Here is a 17,375-nt window from a genome sequence, read left to right as displayed (position 1 = left end):
GGCGGGGTCAGGCGGGTGAGGGGACGTTGCTGCGCCGGCCGGTGCGGTTGCGCAGGGGGCACGAGCTGATGAAGAACCAGCAGACGCCCGCGGTTGCTGCCGTCAGGGCTGCGACTCCGGCGGCGATGAACCACCGCAGGTCGGCAGGGGCCTGCTGGATGAGGACGAAGGTTCCCATGGCCAGGACGAACCAGCCGAACGCCTTGCGCAGGGCGGCTTCGGGGATGCGGCCGGCAAATTTGGAGCCGGCCAGGCTGCCAACGATGGCGGCGGCGGTCACGCCGAGGGTGATGCCCCAGTCGAGCTGGACCGTGGTGAGGTATCCGGCGAGCCCGGCGAAGGACTTCATGGCGATGACCACCAGGGAGGTGCCCACGGCAACGGACATCGGCAGGCCGCCCAGGAGTGCAAGGGCCGGGACCACCAGGAACCCGCCGCCCGCGCCCACCAGGCCGGTGACGAGCCCGACCACGGCGCCGTCCAGCAGCACCCTGCCCAGGGGCAGTTCGTGCTTGACCGGCGGCGCGCCGTCGTCGGACTTCTTCTTCCGGCCGCGGAGCATGGCCACGGAGGTGGCCACCATCATCACCGCGAAGGCGATGAGCAGGATCTGGCCGGGGATGTGCCCGCCCAGGAGGCCGCCCACGAACGCGCCGGCCATGCCGGCCGCGCCGAAGATCAGTCCGGTCCGCCACATCACCCTGCCGCCGCGGGCGTGGCTGAACACGCTCACCGCGGAGGTGACGCCGACGACGAACAGCGAGGCTGCGATGGCTTCCTTGGCCTCGAACCCGGCCACGTACACCAGGATCGGGACTGTCAGTATCGATCCGCCGCCGCCCAGGACACCGAGCGAGAGTCCGATGACCACCGAGAGGGCCAGGACCAGGATGAGGGTGAGGGTCATGATGCCTTGGCCTCGGCATTCACCTCGGTGTTGACGGGCAGGGCAAGGATGGCGCTTTCGCGGGTGGGCTCCTTGGCGGCCTTATTCCACGGCATGGCCGAGATGGCCTGGCCCATGGCGCAGGTGTTGGTGGCTGCGGAGAAGGTCAGGCCCGTGCCGATGACCCCGGCAAGCGTCCGGATCTTCGGGGAAACGAACTTGCCGCCGGCCAGGCCCAGGACCACCAGGGAGCCGGCCACAAGGCGGACCTGCCGCTCCAGGTCCCAGCGGTCCTTGCCCTTGACCACGTCACCGCCGGCAGCGGCGAAGCCGGGTGCGCCGCCGGTCAGGACGTAGGCGGTATCGATTCCGGCCTTGGCAAGGCGCTGGCGGGCCTGCTCGGCGCGCACGCCGGACTGGCAGACCAGGACCACGCGGGACCCCAGCCGGGCGGCGAGCTCATCCGTGTGCTCGGACAGCAACGGCAGCGGCACGTTGTAAGAGCCGCGGATATGCATGGACTCGAACTCCGCAGCCGAACGCACGTCGATCACCACGAGGTCCTGGTGCTCTTTGAACCAGGACTGGAGGGTTTCAGGGGCGAGTGCGGTAACGGCAGGTGCGGTGGAAGGGGAAGTCATTGCTGGCCTCTCGTTGGGGGAAGGTGAATACCCCACCGAGTATTACAGATACCCCGGGGGGTAGTCAAAACACCCCGAGGGGTATATAGTTGGAGGCACGAACCCACCTACGGAGACCTCATGGAACTCGACTCGACTGAACTGGCCCCAGTGGTCAACCGCCTCAAGCGCGCCCAGGGCCAGCTCGCCGCTGTGACGCGGATGCTGGAGGAGGGCAGGGACTGCAAGGACATCGTCACGCAGCTCGCCGCCGTATCCAAGGCGCTGGACAGGGCTGGCTTCGCGATCATCGCCAGCGGCCTGGAGCAGTGCATTGTCCGCGAGGACAGCACCATGGACAGGAAAGAGTTGGAGAAGCTCTTCCTTTCCCTGGCGTAACCACACTGGCCCCGGCCCGGGCCTTTAGGCTGGCTGATCCCCGCCACCGCGGGCAAACGCAAGAGGGGCACTGCACGCGTCGGCGTGCAGTGCCCCTCTTGCCGTGTCAGGTTTCAGCCGTTGATGACCTGCGGTACACCGAGGGCTTTGAGGCCCTCGACGCCGAACTCCAGTCCGTACCCGGACTGCTTCGCGCCGCCAAAGGGGATCCGCGGGTCCACGGCGCCGTGCCTGTTGATCCAGACGGTGCCGGCCTGGATCCGGCTTGCGACCCCGCGGGCTGCTGAAACATCCGAAGACCAGACGGAGGCGCCGAGTCCGACCTCCAGGGCGTTGGCCTTTTCCACCGCTTCGTCGATGGTGCTGTAGCGGATGATGGGCAGTGCGGGGCCGAACTGTTCCTCGGCAACGAGCGGGTTGTCGTTGTCGATGTCCGCGACCAAGGTGGTGGGGTAGAAGTAGCCGGGCTGGTCCGGCTCCGGATTTCCGCCCAGCAGGACGCGTGCGCCGGAAGCCTTTGCTGCCTCCACGAGGCCTGCAACGACGTCGTACTGTGCCTTGTTCTGCAGGGGACCCAGGACGTTGTCCTCGTCGAGGCCGTTGCCCATGGGCATTGCGGCGGCGACGGCGGTGAGTTCTTCGCAGACGGCATCGTAGATGTCGGTGTGGACGTAAAGGCGCTTGAGGGCCGCGCAGGTCTGGCCGGTGTTCAGGAAGGCGCCCCAGAAAACATCTTCGGCGATGGCCTTGGGGTCGGCGTCGGGCAGGACGATGCCGGCGTCGTTCCCGCCCAGTTCCAGGGTGAGGCGCTTGACGGTGTCGGCGGAGGATTTGATGATGGCGCGGCCGGCAGCGGTGGAGCCGGTGAACATGATCTTGCCGATGGCGGGGTGGTCCGTGAGCCGGGCTCCTACTTCCCGGCCGCAGGAGACCACTGAGAGGATGCCTTCCGGGAGTTCCTCGTTCAGGACGGTGGCCAGCGCCAGGACGGAGAGCGGGGTGTTGCCGGAGGGCTTGACCACCACGGCGTTGCCCATGCGCAGGGCGGGGGCGATCTGCCAGATGGCGATCATCATGGGCCAGTTCCACGGGCCGATGGCCGCGACGACCCCGATGGGCTTGTAGTGGAGTTCGGCGCGGATCTGGCCGTCGTCCACGATCGTTTCGGGCTCAAGCGGCAGGTTGGCTGTGGCGCGCAGCCAGGCCACGCAGGCACCCACTTCGAACCGGGCGTTGGGGCCGTTCAGGGGCTTGCCCTGCTCGCGGGAGAGCAGCTGGGCGAGTTCCTCGGCGGAACGTTCGACGGCGTCGGCTGCTTTGAGGAGCGCGGCCGACCTCGCGCTGTGGCCCAGCGCCGCCCACGCCGGCTGCGCTTCCTGTGCGGCGGAGACTGCCGCCTCGAGGTACTCGAGGCTGTGGACGGGGGCTTCGCCTACGGGCTCTCCCGTGGCGGGGTCCAGGATGGTCCGGCCGGTACCGGGTTCGGCAGAAACGGACGCCAGAAGCGCATCGTAGGTTTCCATGGTGTACTCCACTTCGAGTAGGCAAGGACGCCGGCCGGTTGGCCTGGCGGGTTGCTTTCCAGTGTGCTGGACGCCCGGTCCTGGCCTCTTGTCTTTGGGCGCAGCGCCCTTGACGTGGAGGGAACAGCCTGGAGCCAGTGTCAGCTCCTCGCCCCTGCCCCTGTCAGGAGGGGCGGCCGGGAGCGAAGTCCAGCAGGACCTTGCCTGACCCTGCCGAGTTCCTGGCGGTCTCAAAGGCCTCGAGCCCGCGTTCCAGCGGGAAGACGTGCGTGATGACGGGGTCCACGAAAAGTGACCCGTCGCCCAGCGCGGAAATGACGTCATCGATCTCGTCGTTGAACCTGAATGATCCCAGAAGTTCGAGTTCCCGTGTGATGGCCAGTGAAATAAGTACAGGCTGGGGTCCGGACGGCAACAGCCCCACCATCACCACTTTGCCCCCACGGACCGTTCCCTTGATGGCCGTAGCCAGTCCATGGTGGGAGCCGGAGGACTCGATCACCACATCGGCCTGGACCTCTGCCAGTGCTTGGCTGTCTGTTGCTTCCAACACCTCGTCAGCGCCGACTGCCTGTGCTATCTCCAGGGGTTTGCGGTGCAGGTCTGTGGCCACGATACGGGCTGCACCAGCGCGCTTAAGCACGGCGACGGCCAGCGCCCCGATGGGACCGCACCCCACCACCAAGGCGGTCTTGCCCCTGATATCACCGGCGCGTGAAACGGCGTGCCAGGCAACGCTGGCCGGTTCAATCAACGCCGCTGTCTTCAGATCCAGGCCAGGGGGCAGGGCCCGCAGCATCCGCGATGGCAAGGTGGCGTAGCGGCTGAAGGCACCGTCCGTATGCGGGTACCTTGCGGCGCTGCCCAGGTAGGTGCAGTCGGGGGACAGGTTCGGCCTGTCGTGGGGATACCTGGCAGGGTCCGGACCGGCTCCCGGGCCAGGTGTGGCCGGATGCACGGCGACAGCTGCCCCCTCAGGTGGACCTGCACCGTCCGCTGCCGCGCGTACCACCACGCCAACAATCTCGTGTCCCAGCACCATCGGTGCCTTCAGGACGGATTCTCCGGCGGCGCCGTGCAGCCAGTAGTGCAGGTCGGAGCCGCAGATGCCGCCGTAGGCAATCTCGACGACGGCCTGGTCCGGAGCGGGTGAAGGGAGCGGAATGTTGTCAATGCGAAGGTCGCCTGCCGCGTGGGCGACGACGGCGGGACTGGCCGCGGGAAGTCCGGACGGGTAGCGCCGGCCGGCTGCAGGAGCATCAGGAACGGCGTGCATCAGACCACCACCGTCATTCCGCCATCAATGAAGATTGTCTGTCCGTTCACGAAGTCCGAACCGCTGGAGGCCAGCCAGACTGCGGGTCCGGCGAGGTCGCGGACGGTGCCCCAGCGGTGCGCGGGGGTTCTCCCCAGGATCCAGGAGTTGAACTGCTCATCGTCCACCAGGTTCTGGGTCATTTCGGTATGGATGTACCCAGGGGCGATGGCATTGACCTGCAGGCCCGAAGCCGCCCATTCCGCCGTCATGGCGCGGGTGAGGTTTCGCAGGCCGCCCTTGGCGGCAATGTAGGGCGCGATAGTGGGCCGGGCCAGGTCGGCCTGGACGGAGCATATGTTGATGATCTTGCCGCGGCCGCGGGGGATCATGAAGCGCGCGGCCGCCCGGCCCACGAGGAAAGCACTGGTGAGGTCCGTGGTGATGACCCTTTCCCAGTCCTCGACGTCCAGGTCAAGCATGGCCACCCGGTGCTGGATTCCGGCATTGTTGACCAGGATCTCCAGCGGACCGACGTTCTCCTCCACCCACGCCACCCCACGGCCCACTTCTGCGTCCTTGGTCACGTCGAATGCGCAGCTGTGGATACGGCCGGATGGGAAATCGGCGGACATGGACGTTTCTGCAGCCTTGAGGCGGTCCGCATCCATCCCGTTCAACACCACCGTTGCACCGGCATCCGCCAAGGCCCGGGCAAGGGCGTTGCCGATTCCCCGGCTGGAGCCGGTAATGAGGGCCGTACGCCCGGTCAGGTCGAAAAGTGAAGTCATGGTGCAGTCTCCTTGGCCGTTTCGGTTCCGCTGTGGGAAGCGCTTGTGGTGCTGAGGTTCGCAATGGTCTGACGCACCACAGCCAGGTCGAGGTCCCCCAGGCCTTGGGTGAGCAACTGCGCATAGAGTTCTCTCCCGGCGGACGCCATCGGCGCAGCGGCACCGACGTTTCGTGCGCTCTCCACAACAAAAGACAGGTCCTTGTGCATGAACTTGGCCGGTCCTGTGGGCGTGTAGTCCTTTGTTGCCAGGCGGGGGCCTACGATTTCGAGCACGCGGCTTGCAGCGAGCCCGCCGGAGAGCACGTCGAAGAGGGCCGTGACGTCCAGGCCGGAGCGTTCCGCAAGCTCGGCTGCTTCGGCGAGTGCCGCCGTCGTGGTGCCAACAACCAACTGGTTGCATGCTTTGGCCAGGGAGCCCGCCCCGAGGCCGCCGAGCCGCCGGACCGTTGCACCCATGGCCTGCAGTACCGGCAGGATTCGCGCGAAGTCCTCTTCCGGGCCGCCTGCCATGATGGCCAGGGTTCCTTGCTGTGCGCCGTGCGTGCCGCCGCTGACGGGCGCATCCAGCACTGTGGCGTTCCCGCCGCTTGCCTCGATAACCGCGCGGCCGAAGTCCTGGACGCCCACGGGTGAAACGCTGCTCATGACCACAATGAGCGTTCCCGGTTCAGGCGGCGAGGACCGCCATGCGTCGAGGAGCCCTGCCGCGGCATCTTCAATGAAGGAAAGATCGGGGAGCATAAAGATGATGACCGGCTCGTCCCTCAAGTCTGCCACCGTGGCGGCGCCGCTCCCGCCCAGCCGCAGCAGGTCTTCAACAGCGGCGGGGGAGCGGTTCCATCCCGTGACGGACCACCCCGCGCGCAGCAGGTTGGCGGCCATGGGTGCGCCCATCAGCCCCAGCCCGACAAACCCGGCACGCGGACGGGTTCGTTCGGCGCGGGAATGGGGAGTGGTGGAGGTGGTGGCGTTGTTCATGTTCAACCTTTGGTGACCGGACGGGCTGGGGGTGCTTGGCTGCTGACGAACCCTGGGGGCGGCCCCCGCAGGGGCCGCCCCCAGGGTTAAGGGACTTCTATTTAGCGTCCTCCACGAGCGCCAGGTCGCGGCCATTGGTTTCGGGAGTAAAGAATGTGGTGACAAAGGAGATTGCCGCCAGGACCAGTGAGTACAGCGCGGGAACCAGCCAGGAGTGGTTGGTCGCAGCGAGCAGCGCAACGCCGATCATGGGTGCGAACCCGCCGGCGAGGACTGCCGAGAGTTCACGGCTCAGGGCCACGCCTGTGAACCGGTGCTGCGAGCCGAAGAGTTCGGGCAGCATGGCGCATTGCGGGCCGAGCATGGACTGCACGCCCAGGGCGATGCCCACCGCCATCACTGCCCAGACCAGCGTGACGTTGCCCAGCGTAACCAGGTAGAACGCGGGCAGTGCGATGAGGGCCTGGAATAGTGCCCCGTAGCGGTACACGGGAACCCGGCCGAACCGGTCGGACAGGGCGCCGAAGACGACCACCATGACTGCTGCGCAGCCTGCGGCGATCAGCAGGCCTGTTGGGCCAATGAACTTGTCGCCCGGAAAGACGCCGGCCGGAAGGCTGATGAATGAGACCAGAAGCGCGGAGTAAACCGACGAGTTGCCGTTCTCGCCCATGCGCAGGCCGATCCCGACGAGCACATTCTTCTTGGAGTGCTTCCAGATTTGGCCCACCGGGTTCTTGACCACGGCTTTATGCTTTTCAAGTTCCTGGAAGACGGGGGTTTCCTTCAGCCGGAGCCGGATAAAGACGGCAATGACAATAAGGATGACGCTGGCCAGGAAGGGTACCCGCCACAGCCAGCCCAGCAGCACATCCCTGTCCGCGAGGGCCATCAGGGCGAAGGTGCCCGCTCCGAGCAGGGTGCCCAGCTGGATGCCCACGAAGGGCAAGGAGGCGAAGAACCCGCGGCGGCGTCGCGGAGCAACCTCGGAAATCAGCGTGGTTGCCCCAGCCTGCTCGGCGCCGGCGCCGAGGCCCTGGAGGATGCGGAGGGCCACCAACAGAACGGCCCCGAGCATTCCTGCCTGTTCAAAGGTGGGCAGGAGGCCAATGGCGAAGCTCGCCATGCCCATCAGGCCGATGGTGAGGATCAGCACCATTTTCCGGCCGAAGCGGTCTCCGATGTAGCCAAAGACCACCCCGCCGAAGGGCCTTGCGGCAAAGCCGACGCCGTAGGTGGCAAACGAGGCGATGACTGCGCCGCTTTCACCCAAGGGGGAAAAGAACAGTGGACCAAAGATCAGTGCTGACGCGAGGCCATAAATGTAAAAGTCGTAGTACTCGAGGGCTGACCCTACAGAGCTGGCAAGCGTTGCCCTTCGCAGCTGCTCCGGTTCGACGACATCGCCGTTCCTGTCAGTCTGCGGTGATTTAGTACGAGTTGTCACAGTAACTCCCTTAAACGCACTCCAGACCCTCGTTGGCCTGGTGGGATAGCAACGACACCTGTTGCGTCGATCACTATGCTGAACACAATACAGCAAGTTGAACAGACGGCAAGGGGGGGTGCGTTTGTGAAGGAGGCGCCGCCGCTACCCCATGGGGTTGCCCAGTGAGTGGGCGAGCTCCTGGAGTTCCTTGACCATCTGGGCACCCTGCTCGGGCGTGTATGTGGCTTTGAGGGCTGTCACGGAAAGTCCCAGGCTGGGGCCGTGGGCTCCTCGGGTTGGTACGGCAACGGCCAGGCAGACCACGCCCGTGGTGGATTCCTCATCCTCAAAGGCGTAGCCCTGTCCGCGGATGGTCTGCAGCTGCGCCTTGAATTCGGCACCTGTGCGCAGCGACTTCGGCGTCAGCACCGGCAGCTCGGCATCATCAGGGAAAAGCTCCTCGATGTCATGGTCGTGAAGCCTTGCTATCAGCGCTTTGCCCACCGCACAGAGTGAAACCGGCATTTTGTCGCCGATGTTCGATGTCAGGCGTACGGCAGGATGGCCCTCGTAGCGGGCGAGGTAGATGACGTTCAGGCCGTCGAGCATGGCAATGCGAACGGTCTCGCCGGACAGGACGGGAGCCTGCTCGCAGTAGCGGTAGAACTCCTGCACTTCATCCAGCCGGCCGAGGTAGGCGGCGCCCAGCTCCACCAGTTTGCGGCCGAGGGTGAATTCACTGCCCTGCCGGTTGATGAGCCGTGCTTCCTCCAGCGCCAGCAGCAGGTTCGACGTGGATGACTTGGGGATGCCTACTTCCCGCGAGAGGTCGCTGAGGGTGAGGCGGCCGGTGGCGGAGGAAGCCAGGGCATCCAGGACCGCAGCCGCCCGCGTGACCGCGGGGGCGGGAGAGGCGTTGCCCTGGTTGTCTGGTTGAGGACCGGAGTTGCGGGAATCGGCCATGATTCTCCTTCGGGTTGCCGCGGCAGGACGAGCTGGTGTTCATTTGACTGAACACCATCCATCATAGGGGGCGCGCGTCATCGCGCCCCCTATGCCAGGCGTACTCCTGAAGGGGAGCTCAGGCGACGCTATTGCTAAGGGTTCCGATTCCCTCGATCACGATGTCCACCTGGTCGCCCGGCAGGACTGCCACTGCGGTGCCGGGAGCCCCGGTCATCAGCACGTCGCCGGGCTCCAGCGTCAGCCAGGAGGTGACGTAGAGGAGGCACTCCACCACTGAGGAGGGGAGGTTGGACGTCCCGGAGTTCGCTTGGGCCACTCCGTTGACGATGACGTCGATTCCCACAAGGTCCGGATCCGGCAGGTCGGTTTCTATCCAGGGGCCAAGGGGCGTGTAGTTGACGCCGGCCTTGCCCTGGAAATTCCGTTCATCCACCAGGCCCTGGTCCACGTTGGTCACGTCGTTGACGCAGGTGTACCCGAGGATATGCTCCAGGGCGTTCTCCGCCGTCAGTTCCTTCGCCTGTTTGCCGATCACCACCGCGAGTTCGCCTTCCACGTTGACCGTGCCACGGTCCCGGGCGGCCACCACCGGATCGCCGGGATTGGCGAGGGTGTGCACGGATTTATGCCATGCCTGGATGGGGAGCGGATGGTCGTTCAGTGTCCTGTTGTGTCCGATGCCGAGGACCACGGCGGGCCGGACCGGGGCAAGGAATACGGCGTCGGCGGCCGGGGTAGTGTGCCCGGTGTAGGTCAGGGGTTCCTCGAAGGGGTCAGCAATGTGGTGCCATGTCCCGCTCCGTTCCACCGCGTGCCGGGCGCCCTCTGCTGTCTTGATTCTTGCGATGCGCATGGGTCTCCTGATCGTGCCCCTGGGGCTTAGTAGAAGTGGACTGTATCCACGAGGTGGGGAAGGTCGCCGCCGTCGAGGAAGGTCCGGAGGTTGCTGCAGAAGCGCTCGGTAATGAGGCGGTTCTCGGCTGCGCTGAGGGCCGATGTGTGGGGGGAGACCATGACCCTGGGGTGGTCCCAGAGAGGGCTGTCCTGCGGGAGGGGTTCCACGGCGAAGACGTCCATGCAGGCGTAGCTGACCTGCCCGTTGTTGAGGGCTTCCAGCAGGGCTTCTTCGTCAACAACGGTGCCGCGTCCCACGTTGATGAACACCGTCCCGGGCTTCATTGCGGCGAAGGTTTCGTGGTTGAAAAGGTTCTCCGTGAAGGCGGTGCCGGGCAACGTGTTCACCACCGCATCAGCCGTGGCCAGCAGGGCCGGAAGGCCGGTGTTGTCCACCACCTGCTCGATGCCGTCGATGTGTTCCACGGACCGCTTGGTCCCGCTGACCTTCATCCCCAGCGCCCTGGCAATCCGTGCGGTCTCCAGCCCGATTTCGCCTAAGCCCGTGACCACCAGCGTGGAGCCGTTGACCAGGCGGGTGGGAATCCGCAGTTCGGGCCATGTTCTGGCGGCCTGGTCCTGCGCCAGTTCGGCGCTCCGTTTGAATCCGTTGAGTATTCCGAGCGCCGCGAACTCGGCGAGGGGCAGGGCGTGGACGCCGGCCGATGTGGTGATCTTGAACTTTTGCAAAATGTCCTGGTCCAGGCCGGAGGCCTTGGCGGCTCCGCCCGCCCCGGCAGCCATGGCATGGATCCACTGCAGCCGCGGATTCTCGCGGGCTATGCGGGCCAGGCCTGCGGGGCTTTCGTTGGGGAAGCCATACAGCACCTGTGCGCTGTTGAGCATGGCCCAGTAGCGCTCTTCCTGGGCTGGAGTGCGCTTGAAGGCCGGGTCGCCGGCGTGATCGGCCGGGTAACGCTCGTGTGGCAGGAGTTCGGGCTCGTAGATGACGGTAACTGCCGGGTCGACGGCGCGGATCTGTTCCACCAGCTCTGCTTCGAGCGGTACAGCGATCGCAAGGGTGATTGAAGAAGTCATTCGTTCACTATACTGGCTTATGGCTAATATACTGAACAGTGGGCGATTATTCCCGTTGGCAGAATATCGTGCAGTATGTCAGTAGCTGGCGGGGGCGCCGCCGCCGGCATCCTTCGCCGCCTGAACGTACTGCGCTGCGAGGGCTTCGGAGCCGCGCGCCAGCAGCGCGACGTCGGCCCCAACCAGGATGAAGCTGGCGCCGTGGTCCAGGTAGTGGCGGGCGGTGTCCGGGTTGAAGGCGTTAACGCCCGCCGGTTTCCCGGCGGCTTTGGCGGCAGCCAGGCAGTGTTCGACGGCGGCGCGCACCTCGGGGTGTTCCTGCTGGCCGAGCAGGCCCATCGAGGCTGCGAGGTCCGACGGGCCTACGAAGATCGCGTCGACCCCGTCGACCGCCAGGATGTTTTCCACGACGGCGACCGCGGCGCCGGATTCGATCTGCACGGTGACGCTGATGGTCTCGCCGGCGCGGGCCAGGTAGTCCGGGACCCGGTTCCAGCGTGCCGCGCGGGCCAGCGCGGACCCCACCCCGCGGACACCGTCGGGCGGGTAGCGGGTTGCGGCCACGGCGGATTCCGCCTCAGTGGCCGAGTTGACCATGGGGATGAGCAGGTTCTGCACACCCAGGTCCAGGTACTGCTTAATCAGCACGGTGTCGTTGACCGGCGGCCGCACCACGGTGTGCACGGGGTAGCCGTGGATGGCCTGGAGTTGGGCGAGGATGGATTCGAGGCCGTTGGGGCTGTGCTCTGCGTCCACGAGCAGCCAGTCCAGCCCGGACCCGGCGCAGAGTTCGGCGACCAGGGGGCTGCCGGAACATACCCACATCCCGGCCAGCGGCCGGCCTTCTTTACCTTTTTGTGCAGCAAGTGCATCCCGGAAGGTGTCCTCTAGTCGAAACGGCATGTGACACTCCCCAGGGGTCCGTAGTCTGCGTGCACGGTGTCGCCCTTGTACACCCAGAGCGGGCGGGTGAAGGATCCGGCGAGGATGATGTCACCGGCCTGCAGGGAATCCCCGTGGGCGGCGATCTTGTTGGCGAGCCAGTGCACGCCGTTGGCCGGGTGGTCCAGGACCCCGGCGGCAACCCCAGTCTCCTCCACTGTCTGGTTTTTATAGAGGATGGCCGACACCCAGCGCAGGTCCACGGCGTCCGGTTTCACGGGGCGGCCGCCCACCACCATGGCGCCCATGGCGGCGTTGTCGGAGATGGTGTCCACGATGGTCCGGCCCTCCATCTCAATCCTGGAATCGAGGATCTCGAGGGCCGGGACCACGTAGTCGGTGGCGTTCAGGACATCGAAGATGGTGACGCCGGGGCCCTTCAAACCGTCCTTCAACACGAAGGCCAGCTCCACCTCCACCCGCGGGTGCGTGTATCGGTCCCACTCCACCGAGCAGCCGGTCTCCAGCACCATGTCATCAAAAATGGCGCCATAGTCCGGCTCCGTGATGCCCGTGGCCGCCTGCATCGCCTTGGACGTGAGGCCGATCTTGCGCCCCACCAAGGTCCGGCCGGCCTCCTCGTTCCGCCGCCGCCACAACTGCTGCACCGCGTAGGAGTCCTCCACCGTCATCTCCGGGTACCGGGCCGTCAGGCGCGGGACGGGCTTCCGGTTCCGGCCGGCTTGCACCAGCTCGTCGGCAATGGCCTCGATGGTCCTGTCATCCAGCATGGCTACAGCTGCGCCCCAAGCTTGAAACCTGTCCGGTCCCCCTCGGGGGCGCCGTCCTTCCGTGTATAGGAGAAGCCGTCGGCGCCGACGGTGACGGCCATTTCGCTCTTTTCCTCCCGGACGATGACCGGCTGGGGGTTGCCGTCCAGGTCCAGGACCAGGGAGGCCTCGGTGTACCAGGACGGGACCACGGGGTTGCCCCACCAGTCGCGGCGCTGGTTGTCATGGACGTCCCACGTGATGGTGGGGTTGTCCGGATCGCCGGTGTAGTAGTCCTGCGTGTAGATCTCCACGCGGTGCCCGTCCGGATCCAGGATGTAGAGGTAGAACGCGTTGGAGACGCCGTGCCGGCCGGGGCCGCGTTCAATGCGGTCGCTGATGCGCAGGGCGCCCATCTTGTCGCAGATCTGGATGATGTTGTGCTTCTCGTGCGTGGCGAACGCGACGTGGTGCATCCGCGGGCCGTTGCCGCCCGTCAGCGCAGTGTCATGGACGGTCTGCTTGCGGTGCATCCATGCGGCGTACGTGACGCCGTCGGAATCCTGGATGTCTTCGGAGACGCGGAAGCCAAGGTCCTCGAGGTACTTGCGGCCGCGGGGGACATCCGGGGTGACCTGGTTGAAGTGGTCCAGGCGGACCAGCTCACCGGCCGAATAGAGGTCATAGCGCTGGGTGAGGCGCTCCACGTGCTCCACCTCGTAGAAGAACTCGTAGGGGAAGCCCAGGGGATCCTCCACGCGGACGGAGTCGCCCACCCCCTTGGTGAAGCCGTCCCTGCGGCGTTCAACCCGGCAGCCCAGCTCGCGGTAGTAGGCCTCGGCGGCGTCCACCTCGGCGGGAGACTTCACGCGGTAGGCGAAGGCTGCGACGGCGGCGATGGGTCCCTTGCGGAGCACCAGGTTGTGGTGGATGAACTCTTCCAGGGTGCGCAGGTAGATGGCGTTGTCGTCTTCCTCGGTGACGTGCAGCCCCAGCATGTCCACGTAGAAGGCGCGGGACTTGGCGAGGTCGGTGACCACGATCTCCATGTAGGCGCAGCGGACAATGTCCGGCGCCGGGGCCGTGGGGGTGGGAATGAAGTCGGTCATGGTGTTCTCTCTTCTTTGAGGAGGGGGGGTGGCGGTTCAGGCTCCGAATTTGGGGGTGTGGACGGTACCGAGGGTGATGTGGACGGCCTGCTGGTCGGTGTAGAAATCGATGGAGCGGTAGCCGCCCTCATGGCCGAGCCCGGAGGCTTTGACCCCGCCGAACGGGGTGCGCAGGTCACGGACGTTGTGGCTGTTCAGCCACACCATGCCAGCCTCCACGTTCTGCGAGAAGTTGTGCGCCCGGGTCAGGTTCTGCGTCCAGATGTAGGCGGCCAGCCCGTACCTGGTGTTGTTCGCCAGGGCGAGGGCCTCGTCGTCATTGTCAAACGGGGTGATGGCCACGACGGGTCCGAAGATCTCCTCCTGGAAGATCCGCGCATCCGGGGCGACGTCGGCGAACACCGTTGGGGCGATGTAGTTGCCTTCGGGCAGGTTCTCCGGGCGTCCGCCGCCGGCGAGCAGCCGGCCCTCGGACTTGCCGATCTCCACGTAGGAGGCCACCTTCTCGTAGTGCTCCGGGTGGACCAGGGCGCCCACCTCGGTCTTGGGGTCGTGCGGGTCGCCCACCACGATGTTCTTGGCGCGGGCGGCGTACTTTTCGCAGAACACGTCGTAGATGGCGCGCTCCACCAGGATGCGGGAGCCGGCGGTGCAGCGTTCGCCGTTGAGGGAGAAGACGCCGAACAGGGCGGAGTCGATCGCGGCGTCCAGGTCCGCGTCGGCGAACACCACGCAGGGGGACTTGCCGCCGAGTTCCATGGACAGGCCCTTGAGGTTGGCGGCGGCGTTCCGGAAGATCGTCTGTCCGGTGGTGGTCTCGCCCGTGAAGGAGATCAGCGGGACGTCCGGGTGCTTGACCAGGGCGTCGCCGGCTTCCTCGCCGAGGCCGTTGACCAGGTTGAACACGCCGTCCGGCAGGCCGGCGTCCTTGAAGATAGTGGCCCACAGGGACGCGGAAAGCGGAGTGAACTCTGCTGGTTTGAGCACCACCGTGTTACCGGTGGCCAGCGCCGGGGCGAGCTTCCAGGATTCCAACATGAACGGGGTGTTCCAGGGGGTGATGAGGCCGGCGACGCCGATCGGCTTGCGGTTCACGTAGTTGATCTGGGAGCCGGGGACCTTCATGGCGTCGTCGAACTGGGCCACGATCAGGTCTGCGAAGAACCGGAAGTTCTCGGCAGCGCGCAGGGCCTGGCCTTTGGCCTGGGTGATGGGCAGCCCGGTGTCGAAGGTTTCCAGCTCGGCGAGCCGGGATTCCTGTGCCTCGACGGCGTCGGCGATTTTGTTCAGGACGCGGGCGCGTTCGCGGGGCTTCATCTTTGGCCAGGGGCCGTTGGTGAAGGCTTCCCGGGCGGCGGCGACGGCGAGGTCGATGTCCTCTTTCTGGCCGGCCGCGGCGGTGGCGTAGTTGGTGTTGGACACCGGGTCCAGGACGTCGAAGGTCTTGCCTCCCACGGAGTCAACGAACTTCCCGTTGATGTAGTGCTGGATGGAGGTGGGCAGGTCCTGCGGCACGTAATGGGTGCTGGGGGTTTCTACGGGAGACGTCATCATTGAGTCCTAACTTGTACGTTTACTGCTTGCTTTGTGCCAGGTAGGCGTCCAGGGTGGCGGAGCGGTGGAGGCGGGCGGCTTTCTCGATCTCGTCGGCGGTGGCGCCGGATTCAATGAGCTGGAGCAGCGCCTCGTGCTCGTTCACTGACTCGTGGGCGCGGCCGGGGACAAAGCGGAACGTGGAGGACCGCAGGGCTGCCAGCCGGTTCCAGCCGCGGTGGACCAGGTCCAGGATGTGAGGGTTGGGGCAGTGCTCGAAGAGGATGCTGTGGAAGTCCTGGTTCAGCTGCGTGAACCGGACCGGGTCAAAGTGGTGCAGACATTCACGCATCTCCTCGTTCACCGCACGGGCCCGGGCAATTGCCACGGAATCAACCAGCGGGGCGGACAGCGCGGTGGCGGCACCTTCCACGATGCTCAGGGTCTGCATGGTGTAGAGGTATTCCGTCGGATCGATGCCGGCCACGGTGGCGCCCACGTTGCGTTCAAACGTCACCAGGCCCTCGGCTTCGAGCCGGCGGATGGCTTCCCGGACCGGCACCACGCTGACCCCCAGGTCCTTGGCGATGCTCCCCAAAACCAGGCGGTAGCCGGGGGAGTAGGTGCCCTCGACAATGCGGGCCTTGACGGCCTGATAGGCCTGCTCGGACTTGCTCCCCGCAGCGGCCGCAGCGGAAGGTTCAGTCACCGTCTCAGTCATTCGGGTGGCCCGCCTCCGGGTCTGCAGTGCCCGCTTTCCACTCCCTATACCGTGCCTGCCAGGCGGCGTTCATGGGGTAGAGGCCGTCAACGCTGTTGCCCTGCTGGACCATTTCGAAGATGAAGGCTTCCTCCTGTTCCTGCCGGATGCAGTCCTCCGCCAGATCTTCGGCGATGGCCGGCGGGATCACCAGGATGCCGTCGGAGTCGGCCACGATGATGTCGCCGGGCTGGACGGTGGCGCCGCCGCAGGCGATGGTGATGTCCGTGTCCCACGGGACATGGCGGCGGCCCAGCACAGCGGGGTGCGGGTTGGCGAAGTAAGTGGGCATCTCCAGGCCGGCTACGGCGGTGTAGTCGCGGACGCCGCCGTCGGTAATGATCGCTGCCGCGCCGCGCACCTGGGCGCGCAGGGCCAGGATGTCGCCCACCGTCCCGGTGCCCTTCTCGCCGCGGGCCTCCATGACCAGGACTTCGCCGTCGTTGACGGAATCGATGGCGCGCTTTTGGGCGTTGAAGCCGCCGCCGTGGGTCTTGAAGAGGTCTTCCCGGTTGGGGACGTAGCGCAGTGTCCGGGCCAGGCCCACCACCTTGCGGTCGGGGCGGGTGGCCTGCAGTCCGTCGATGCTGACGTTGTCCATCCCGCGCTTCCGGAGCTGCGAGGACAGGGTGGCCGTCGCAACGCTTTCGAGCTTGGCTTTCAGCTCCGGGGAGAGCGCGGGGGCGAGGGCGGGAAGCCCGGCCGCTTCGCGGGAACCGTACGCCTCCTCACGCTGCAGGTCATCAACTTTGGGGCCGGCACCAAAGTCTGCGAACGGCGTCGCGCCTTCCTCAACGGTGGTGACCAGGCGCCCGGTGGTGAGGCCGCCGTCGAGCGTGCTTACTTCCACTTCCAGCACGTCGCCGGGCCTGGCCACGGAGGCGCCGGCGGGCGTTCCGGTAAGGATGATGTCCCCTTCCTCGAGGGTGAGGAGCTGGGACAGGTCGGCCACAAGCCGGGCAAACGGGAAGAGCAGGTCCTCGGTGGTGTCGTCCTGGACCAGCTCGCCGTTATGCCAGGTGCGGATGCTCAGGCGGGAGGGGTCGACGGCGTCTGCCGGAATCAGTGCCGGGCCCACGGGCGTGAAGCCGTCGCCACCCTTGGAACGCAGGTTGGAACCCTTGTCCGCCCAGCGCAGGTCATACACGCCCAGGTCATTGCTGGCCGTCACGGCAGCCACATGGCTCCAGGCGTCCTCGAGGCTGACGCGCCGGGCGGCCTTGCCGATAACCAGGGCGATTTCGCCTTCATAGCCGAGCAGTTCGCAGCCCGCAGGACGTTCCACGGCGCCGCCGTTCACAGCGAGCGACGACGACGGTTTCAGGAAGTAGGACGGCTGGGCCGGGGTGCGCCCCCGCTGGGCTGCGCGGCTGGGGTAGTTGATGTGCACCGCCACCACCTTGCGGGCCGCCGCCAGGGTGTCTCCGTTGACCTGCTCCACAGCTTCTCCTTGCGAAGTACGAAATCGTATACGATCACTATCGCCCCGCCGCGCGCCGCGCGTCAACCCCGAATTTACAGGCATCCTGAGCACCCTTGT

Annotated in this window: 17 protein-coding genes; 1 reads left to right on the top strand and 16 read right to left on the bottom strand. The window is 66.2% G+C overall.

Annotation, left to right across the window (positions count from 1 at the left end; genetic code table 11):
* Window positions 1–7 precede the first annotated feature (7 nt).
* Both ACKAE7_RS04170 and ACKAE7_RS04165 read right to left on the bottom strand, forming a co-directional pair.
* Window positions 8–907, bottom strand: a complete 900-nt coding sequence (locus ACKAE7_RS04170; protein ID WP_408978581.1) for a sulfite exporter TauE/SafE family protein — start codon at window positions 905–907, stop codon at window positions 8–10.
* On the bottom strand, window positions 904–1,527 hold the full coding sequence (locus ACKAE7_RS04165) for a rhodanese-like domain-containing protein (RefSeq protein ID WP_188731086.1): 624 nt from the start codon (window positions 1,525–1,527) through the stop codon (window positions 904–906). The genes ACKAE7_RS04170 and ACKAE7_RS04165 overlap by 4 nt, the downstream gene beginning before the upstream one ends.
* A 120-nt stretch (window positions 1,528–1,647) precedes the next feature.
* Between ACKAE7_RS04165 and ACKAE7_RS04160 the strand changes: the two genes are divergently transcribed.
* Complete coding sequence (locus tag ACKAE7_RS04160) at window positions 1,648–1,905, top strand: metal-sensitive transcriptional regulator (RefSeq protein ID WP_066279770.1); 258 nt, start codon at window positions 1,648–1,650, stop codon at window positions 1,903–1,905.
* Window positions 1,906–2,018: 113 nt separating this feature from the next.
* Here the strand turns inward: ACKAE7_RS04160 and ACKAE7_RS04155 are convergent, their stop codons facing one another.
* The 14 genes from ACKAE7_RS04155 to ACKAE7_RS04090 all read right to left on the bottom strand — a co-directional run bounded on the left by ACKAE7_RS04155 (window position 2,019) and on the right by ACKAE7_RS04090 (window position 17,276).
* Complete coding sequence (locus ACKAE7_RS04155) at window positions 2,019–3,428, bottom strand: aldehyde dehydrogenase family protein (RefSeq protein WP_408978580.1); 1,410 nt, start codon at window positions 3,426–3,428, stop codon at window positions 2,019–2,021.
* 163 nt (window positions 3,429–3,591) lie between these two features.
* A complete protein-coding gene (locus tag ACKAE7_RS04150; RefSeq protein WP_408978579.1) occupies window positions 3,592–4,704 on the bottom strand; it encodes an L-idonate 5-dehydrogenase in 1,113 nt (370 codons plus the stop codon).
* Entirely contained in the window at window positions 4,704–5,474 is a 771-nt protein-coding gene (locus ACKAE7_RS04145) for an SDR family oxidoreductase (protein ID WP_188812089.1), read from the bottom strand. Before ACKAE7_RS04145 ends, ACKAE7_RS04150 begins: the two co-directional genes overlap by 1 nt.
* On the bottom strand, window positions 5,471–6,454 hold the full coding sequence (locus tag ACKAE7_RS04140; protein WP_188812091.1) for an NAD(P)-dependent oxidoreductase: 984 nt from the start codon (window positions 6,452–6,454) through the stop codon (window positions 5,471–5,473). Before ACKAE7_RS04140 ends, ACKAE7_RS04145 begins: the two co-directional genes overlap by 4 nt.
* A 97-nt stretch (window positions 6,455–6,551) precedes the next feature.
* Entirely contained in the window at window positions 6,552–7,901 is a 1,350-nt protein-coding gene (locus ACKAE7_RS04135) for an MFS transporter (RefSeq protein ID WP_188812093.1), read from the bottom strand.
* 144 nt (window positions 7,902–8,045) lie between these two features.
* Entirely contained in the window at window positions 8,046–8,846 is an 801-nt protein-coding gene (locus tag ACKAE7_RS04130; RefSeq protein WP_408978578.1) for an IclR family transcriptional regulator, read from the bottom strand.
* Window positions 8,847–8,964: 118 nt separating this feature from the next.
* A complete protein-coding gene (locus ACKAE7_RS04125; protein ID WP_188812095.1) occupies window positions 8,965–9,702 on the bottom strand; it encodes a fumarylacetoacetate hydrolase family protein in 738 nt (245 codons plus the stop codon).
* Window positions 9,703–9,728: 26 nt separating this feature from the next.
* Window positions 9,729–10,781: a D-2-hydroxyacid dehydrogenase gene (locus ACKAE7_RS04120; RefSeq protein ID WP_188812097.1), complete on the bottom strand. Its 1,053-nt coding sequence runs from the start codon at window positions 10,779–10,781 to the stop codon at window positions 9,729–9,731.
* A 78-nt stretch (window positions 10,782–10,859) separates the two neighbouring features.
* Window positions 10,860–11,684: an HpcH/HpaI aldolase family protein gene (locus ACKAE7_RS04115; protein ID WP_408978577.1), complete on the bottom strand. Its 825-nt coding sequence runs from the start codon at window positions 11,682–11,684 to the stop codon at window positions 10,860–10,862.
* On the bottom strand, window positions 11,669–12,454 hold the full coding sequence (gene hpaH / locus ACKAE7_RS04110) for a 2-oxo-hept-4-ene-1,7-dioate hydratase (RefSeq protein ID WP_190612640.1): 786 nt from the start codon (window positions 12,452–12,454) through the stop codon (window positions 11,669–11,671). Before hpaH ends, ACKAE7_RS04115 begins: the two co-directional genes overlap by 16 nt.
* 2 nt (window positions 12,455–12,456) lie before the next feature.
* Window positions 12,457–13,542, bottom strand: coding sequence for a 3,4-dihydroxyphenylacetate 2,3-dioxygenase (gene hpaD / locus ACKAE7_RS04105; RefSeq protein ID WP_188812102.1), 1,086 nt, complete (start codon window positions 13,540–13,542; stop codon window positions 12,457–12,459).
* Window positions 13,543–13,578: 36 nt separating this feature from the next.
* A complete protein-coding gene (hpaE, locus tag ACKAE7_RS04100) occupies window positions 13,579–15,093 on the bottom strand; it encodes a 5-carboxymethyl-2-hydroxymuconate semialdehyde dehydrogenase (protein ID WP_191035469.1) in 1,515 nt (504 codons plus the stop codon).
* Between the two features lie 22 nt (window positions 15,094–15,115).
* Window positions 15,116–15,796: a GntR family transcriptional regulator gene (locus ACKAE7_RS04095; RefSeq protein WP_188812106.1), complete on the bottom strand. Its 681-nt coding sequence runs from the start codon at window positions 15,794–15,796 to the stop codon at window positions 15,116–15,118.
* Window positions 15,789–17,276 carry a fumarylacetoacetate hydrolase family protein gene (locus ACKAE7_RS04090; RefSeq protein WP_190612644.1) on the bottom strand — a complete coding sequence of 496 codons (1,488 nt, stop codon included), beginning with the start codon at window positions 17,274–17,276 and terminating at the stop codon, window positions 15,789–15,791. The genes ACKAE7_RS04095 and ACKAE7_RS04090 overlap by 8 nt, the downstream gene beginning before the upstream one ends.
* Between the last annotated feature and the right edge of the window lie 99 nt (window positions 17,277–17,375).

Origin of the sequence: Pseudarthrobacter sp. NKDBFgelt (assembly GCF_046097905.1) — a bacterium.
In the GTDB taxonomy this organism is placed as follows: domain Bacteria; phylum Actinomycetota; class Actinomycetes; order Actinomycetales; family Micrococcaceae; genus Arthrobacter; species Arthrobacter polychromogenes.
This window is presented reverse-complemented; position numbering and strand designations above follow the sequence as displayed.

Excerpts from the sequence above, each read along its gene's own strand:
- ACKAE7_RS04170 (WP_408978581.1), bottom strand. The coding sequence starts at position 907 with ATGACCCTCACCCTCATCCTGGTCCTGGCCCTCTCGGTGGTCATCGGA.
- ACKAE7_RS04165 (WP_188731086.1), bottom strand. The coding sequence starts at position 1,527 with ATGACTTCCCCTTCCACCGCACCTGCCGTTACCGCACTCGCCCCTGAA.
- ACKAE7_RS04160 (WP_066279770.1), top strand. The coding sequence starts at position 1,648 with ATGGAACTCGACTCGACTGAACTGGCCCCAGTGGTCAACCGCCTCAAG.
- ACKAE7_RS04155 (WP_408978580.1), bottom strand. The coding sequence starts at position 3,428 with ATGGAAACCTACGATGCGCTTCTGGCGTCCGTTTCTGCCGAACCCGGT.
- ACKAE7_RS04150 (WP_408978579.1), bottom strand. The coding sequence starts at position 4,704 with ATGCACGCCGTTCCTGATGCTCCTGCAGCCGGCCGGCGCTACCCGTCC.
- ACKAE7_RS04145 (WP_188812089.1), bottom strand. The coding sequence starts at position 5,474 with ATGACTTCACTTTTCGACCTGACCGGGCGTACGGCCCTCATTACCGGC.
- ACKAE7_RS04140 (WP_188812091.1), bottom strand. The coding sequence starts at position 6,454 with ATGAACAACGCCACCACCTCCACCACTCCCCATTCCCGCGCCGAACGA.
- ACKAE7_RS04130 (WP_408978578.1), bottom strand. The coding sequence starts at position 8,846 with ATGGCCGATTCCCGCAACTCCGGTCCTCAACCAGACAACCAGGGCAAC.
- ACKAE7_RS04125 (WP_188812095.1), bottom strand. The coding sequence starts at position 9,702 with ATGCGCATCGCAAGAATCAAGACAGCAGAGGGCGCCCGGCACGCGGTG.
- ACKAE7_RS04120 (WP_188812097.1), bottom strand. The coding sequence starts at position 10,781 with ATGACTTCTTCAATCACCCTTGCGATCGCTGTACCGCTCGAAGCAGAG.
- ACKAE7_RS04115 (WP_408978577.1), bottom strand. The coding sequence starts at position 11,684 with ATGCCGTTTCGACTAGAGGACACCTTCCGGGATGCACTTGCTGCACAA.
- hpaH (WP_190612640.1), bottom strand. The coding sequence starts at position 12,454 with ATGCTGGATGACAGGACCATCGAGGCCATTGCCGACGAGCTGGTGCAA.
- hpaD (WP_188812102.1), bottom strand. The coding sequence starts at position 13,542 with ATGACCGACTTCATTCCCACCCCCACGGCCCCGGCGCCGGACATTGTC.
- hpaE (WP_191035469.1), bottom strand. The coding sequence starts at position 15,093 with ATGACGTCTCCCGTAGAAACCCCCAGCACCCATTACGTGCCGCAGGAC.
- ACKAE7_RS04095 (WP_188812106.1), bottom strand. The coding sequence starts at position 15,796 with ATGACTGAGACGGTGACTGAACCTTCCGCTGCGGCCGCTGCGGGGAGC.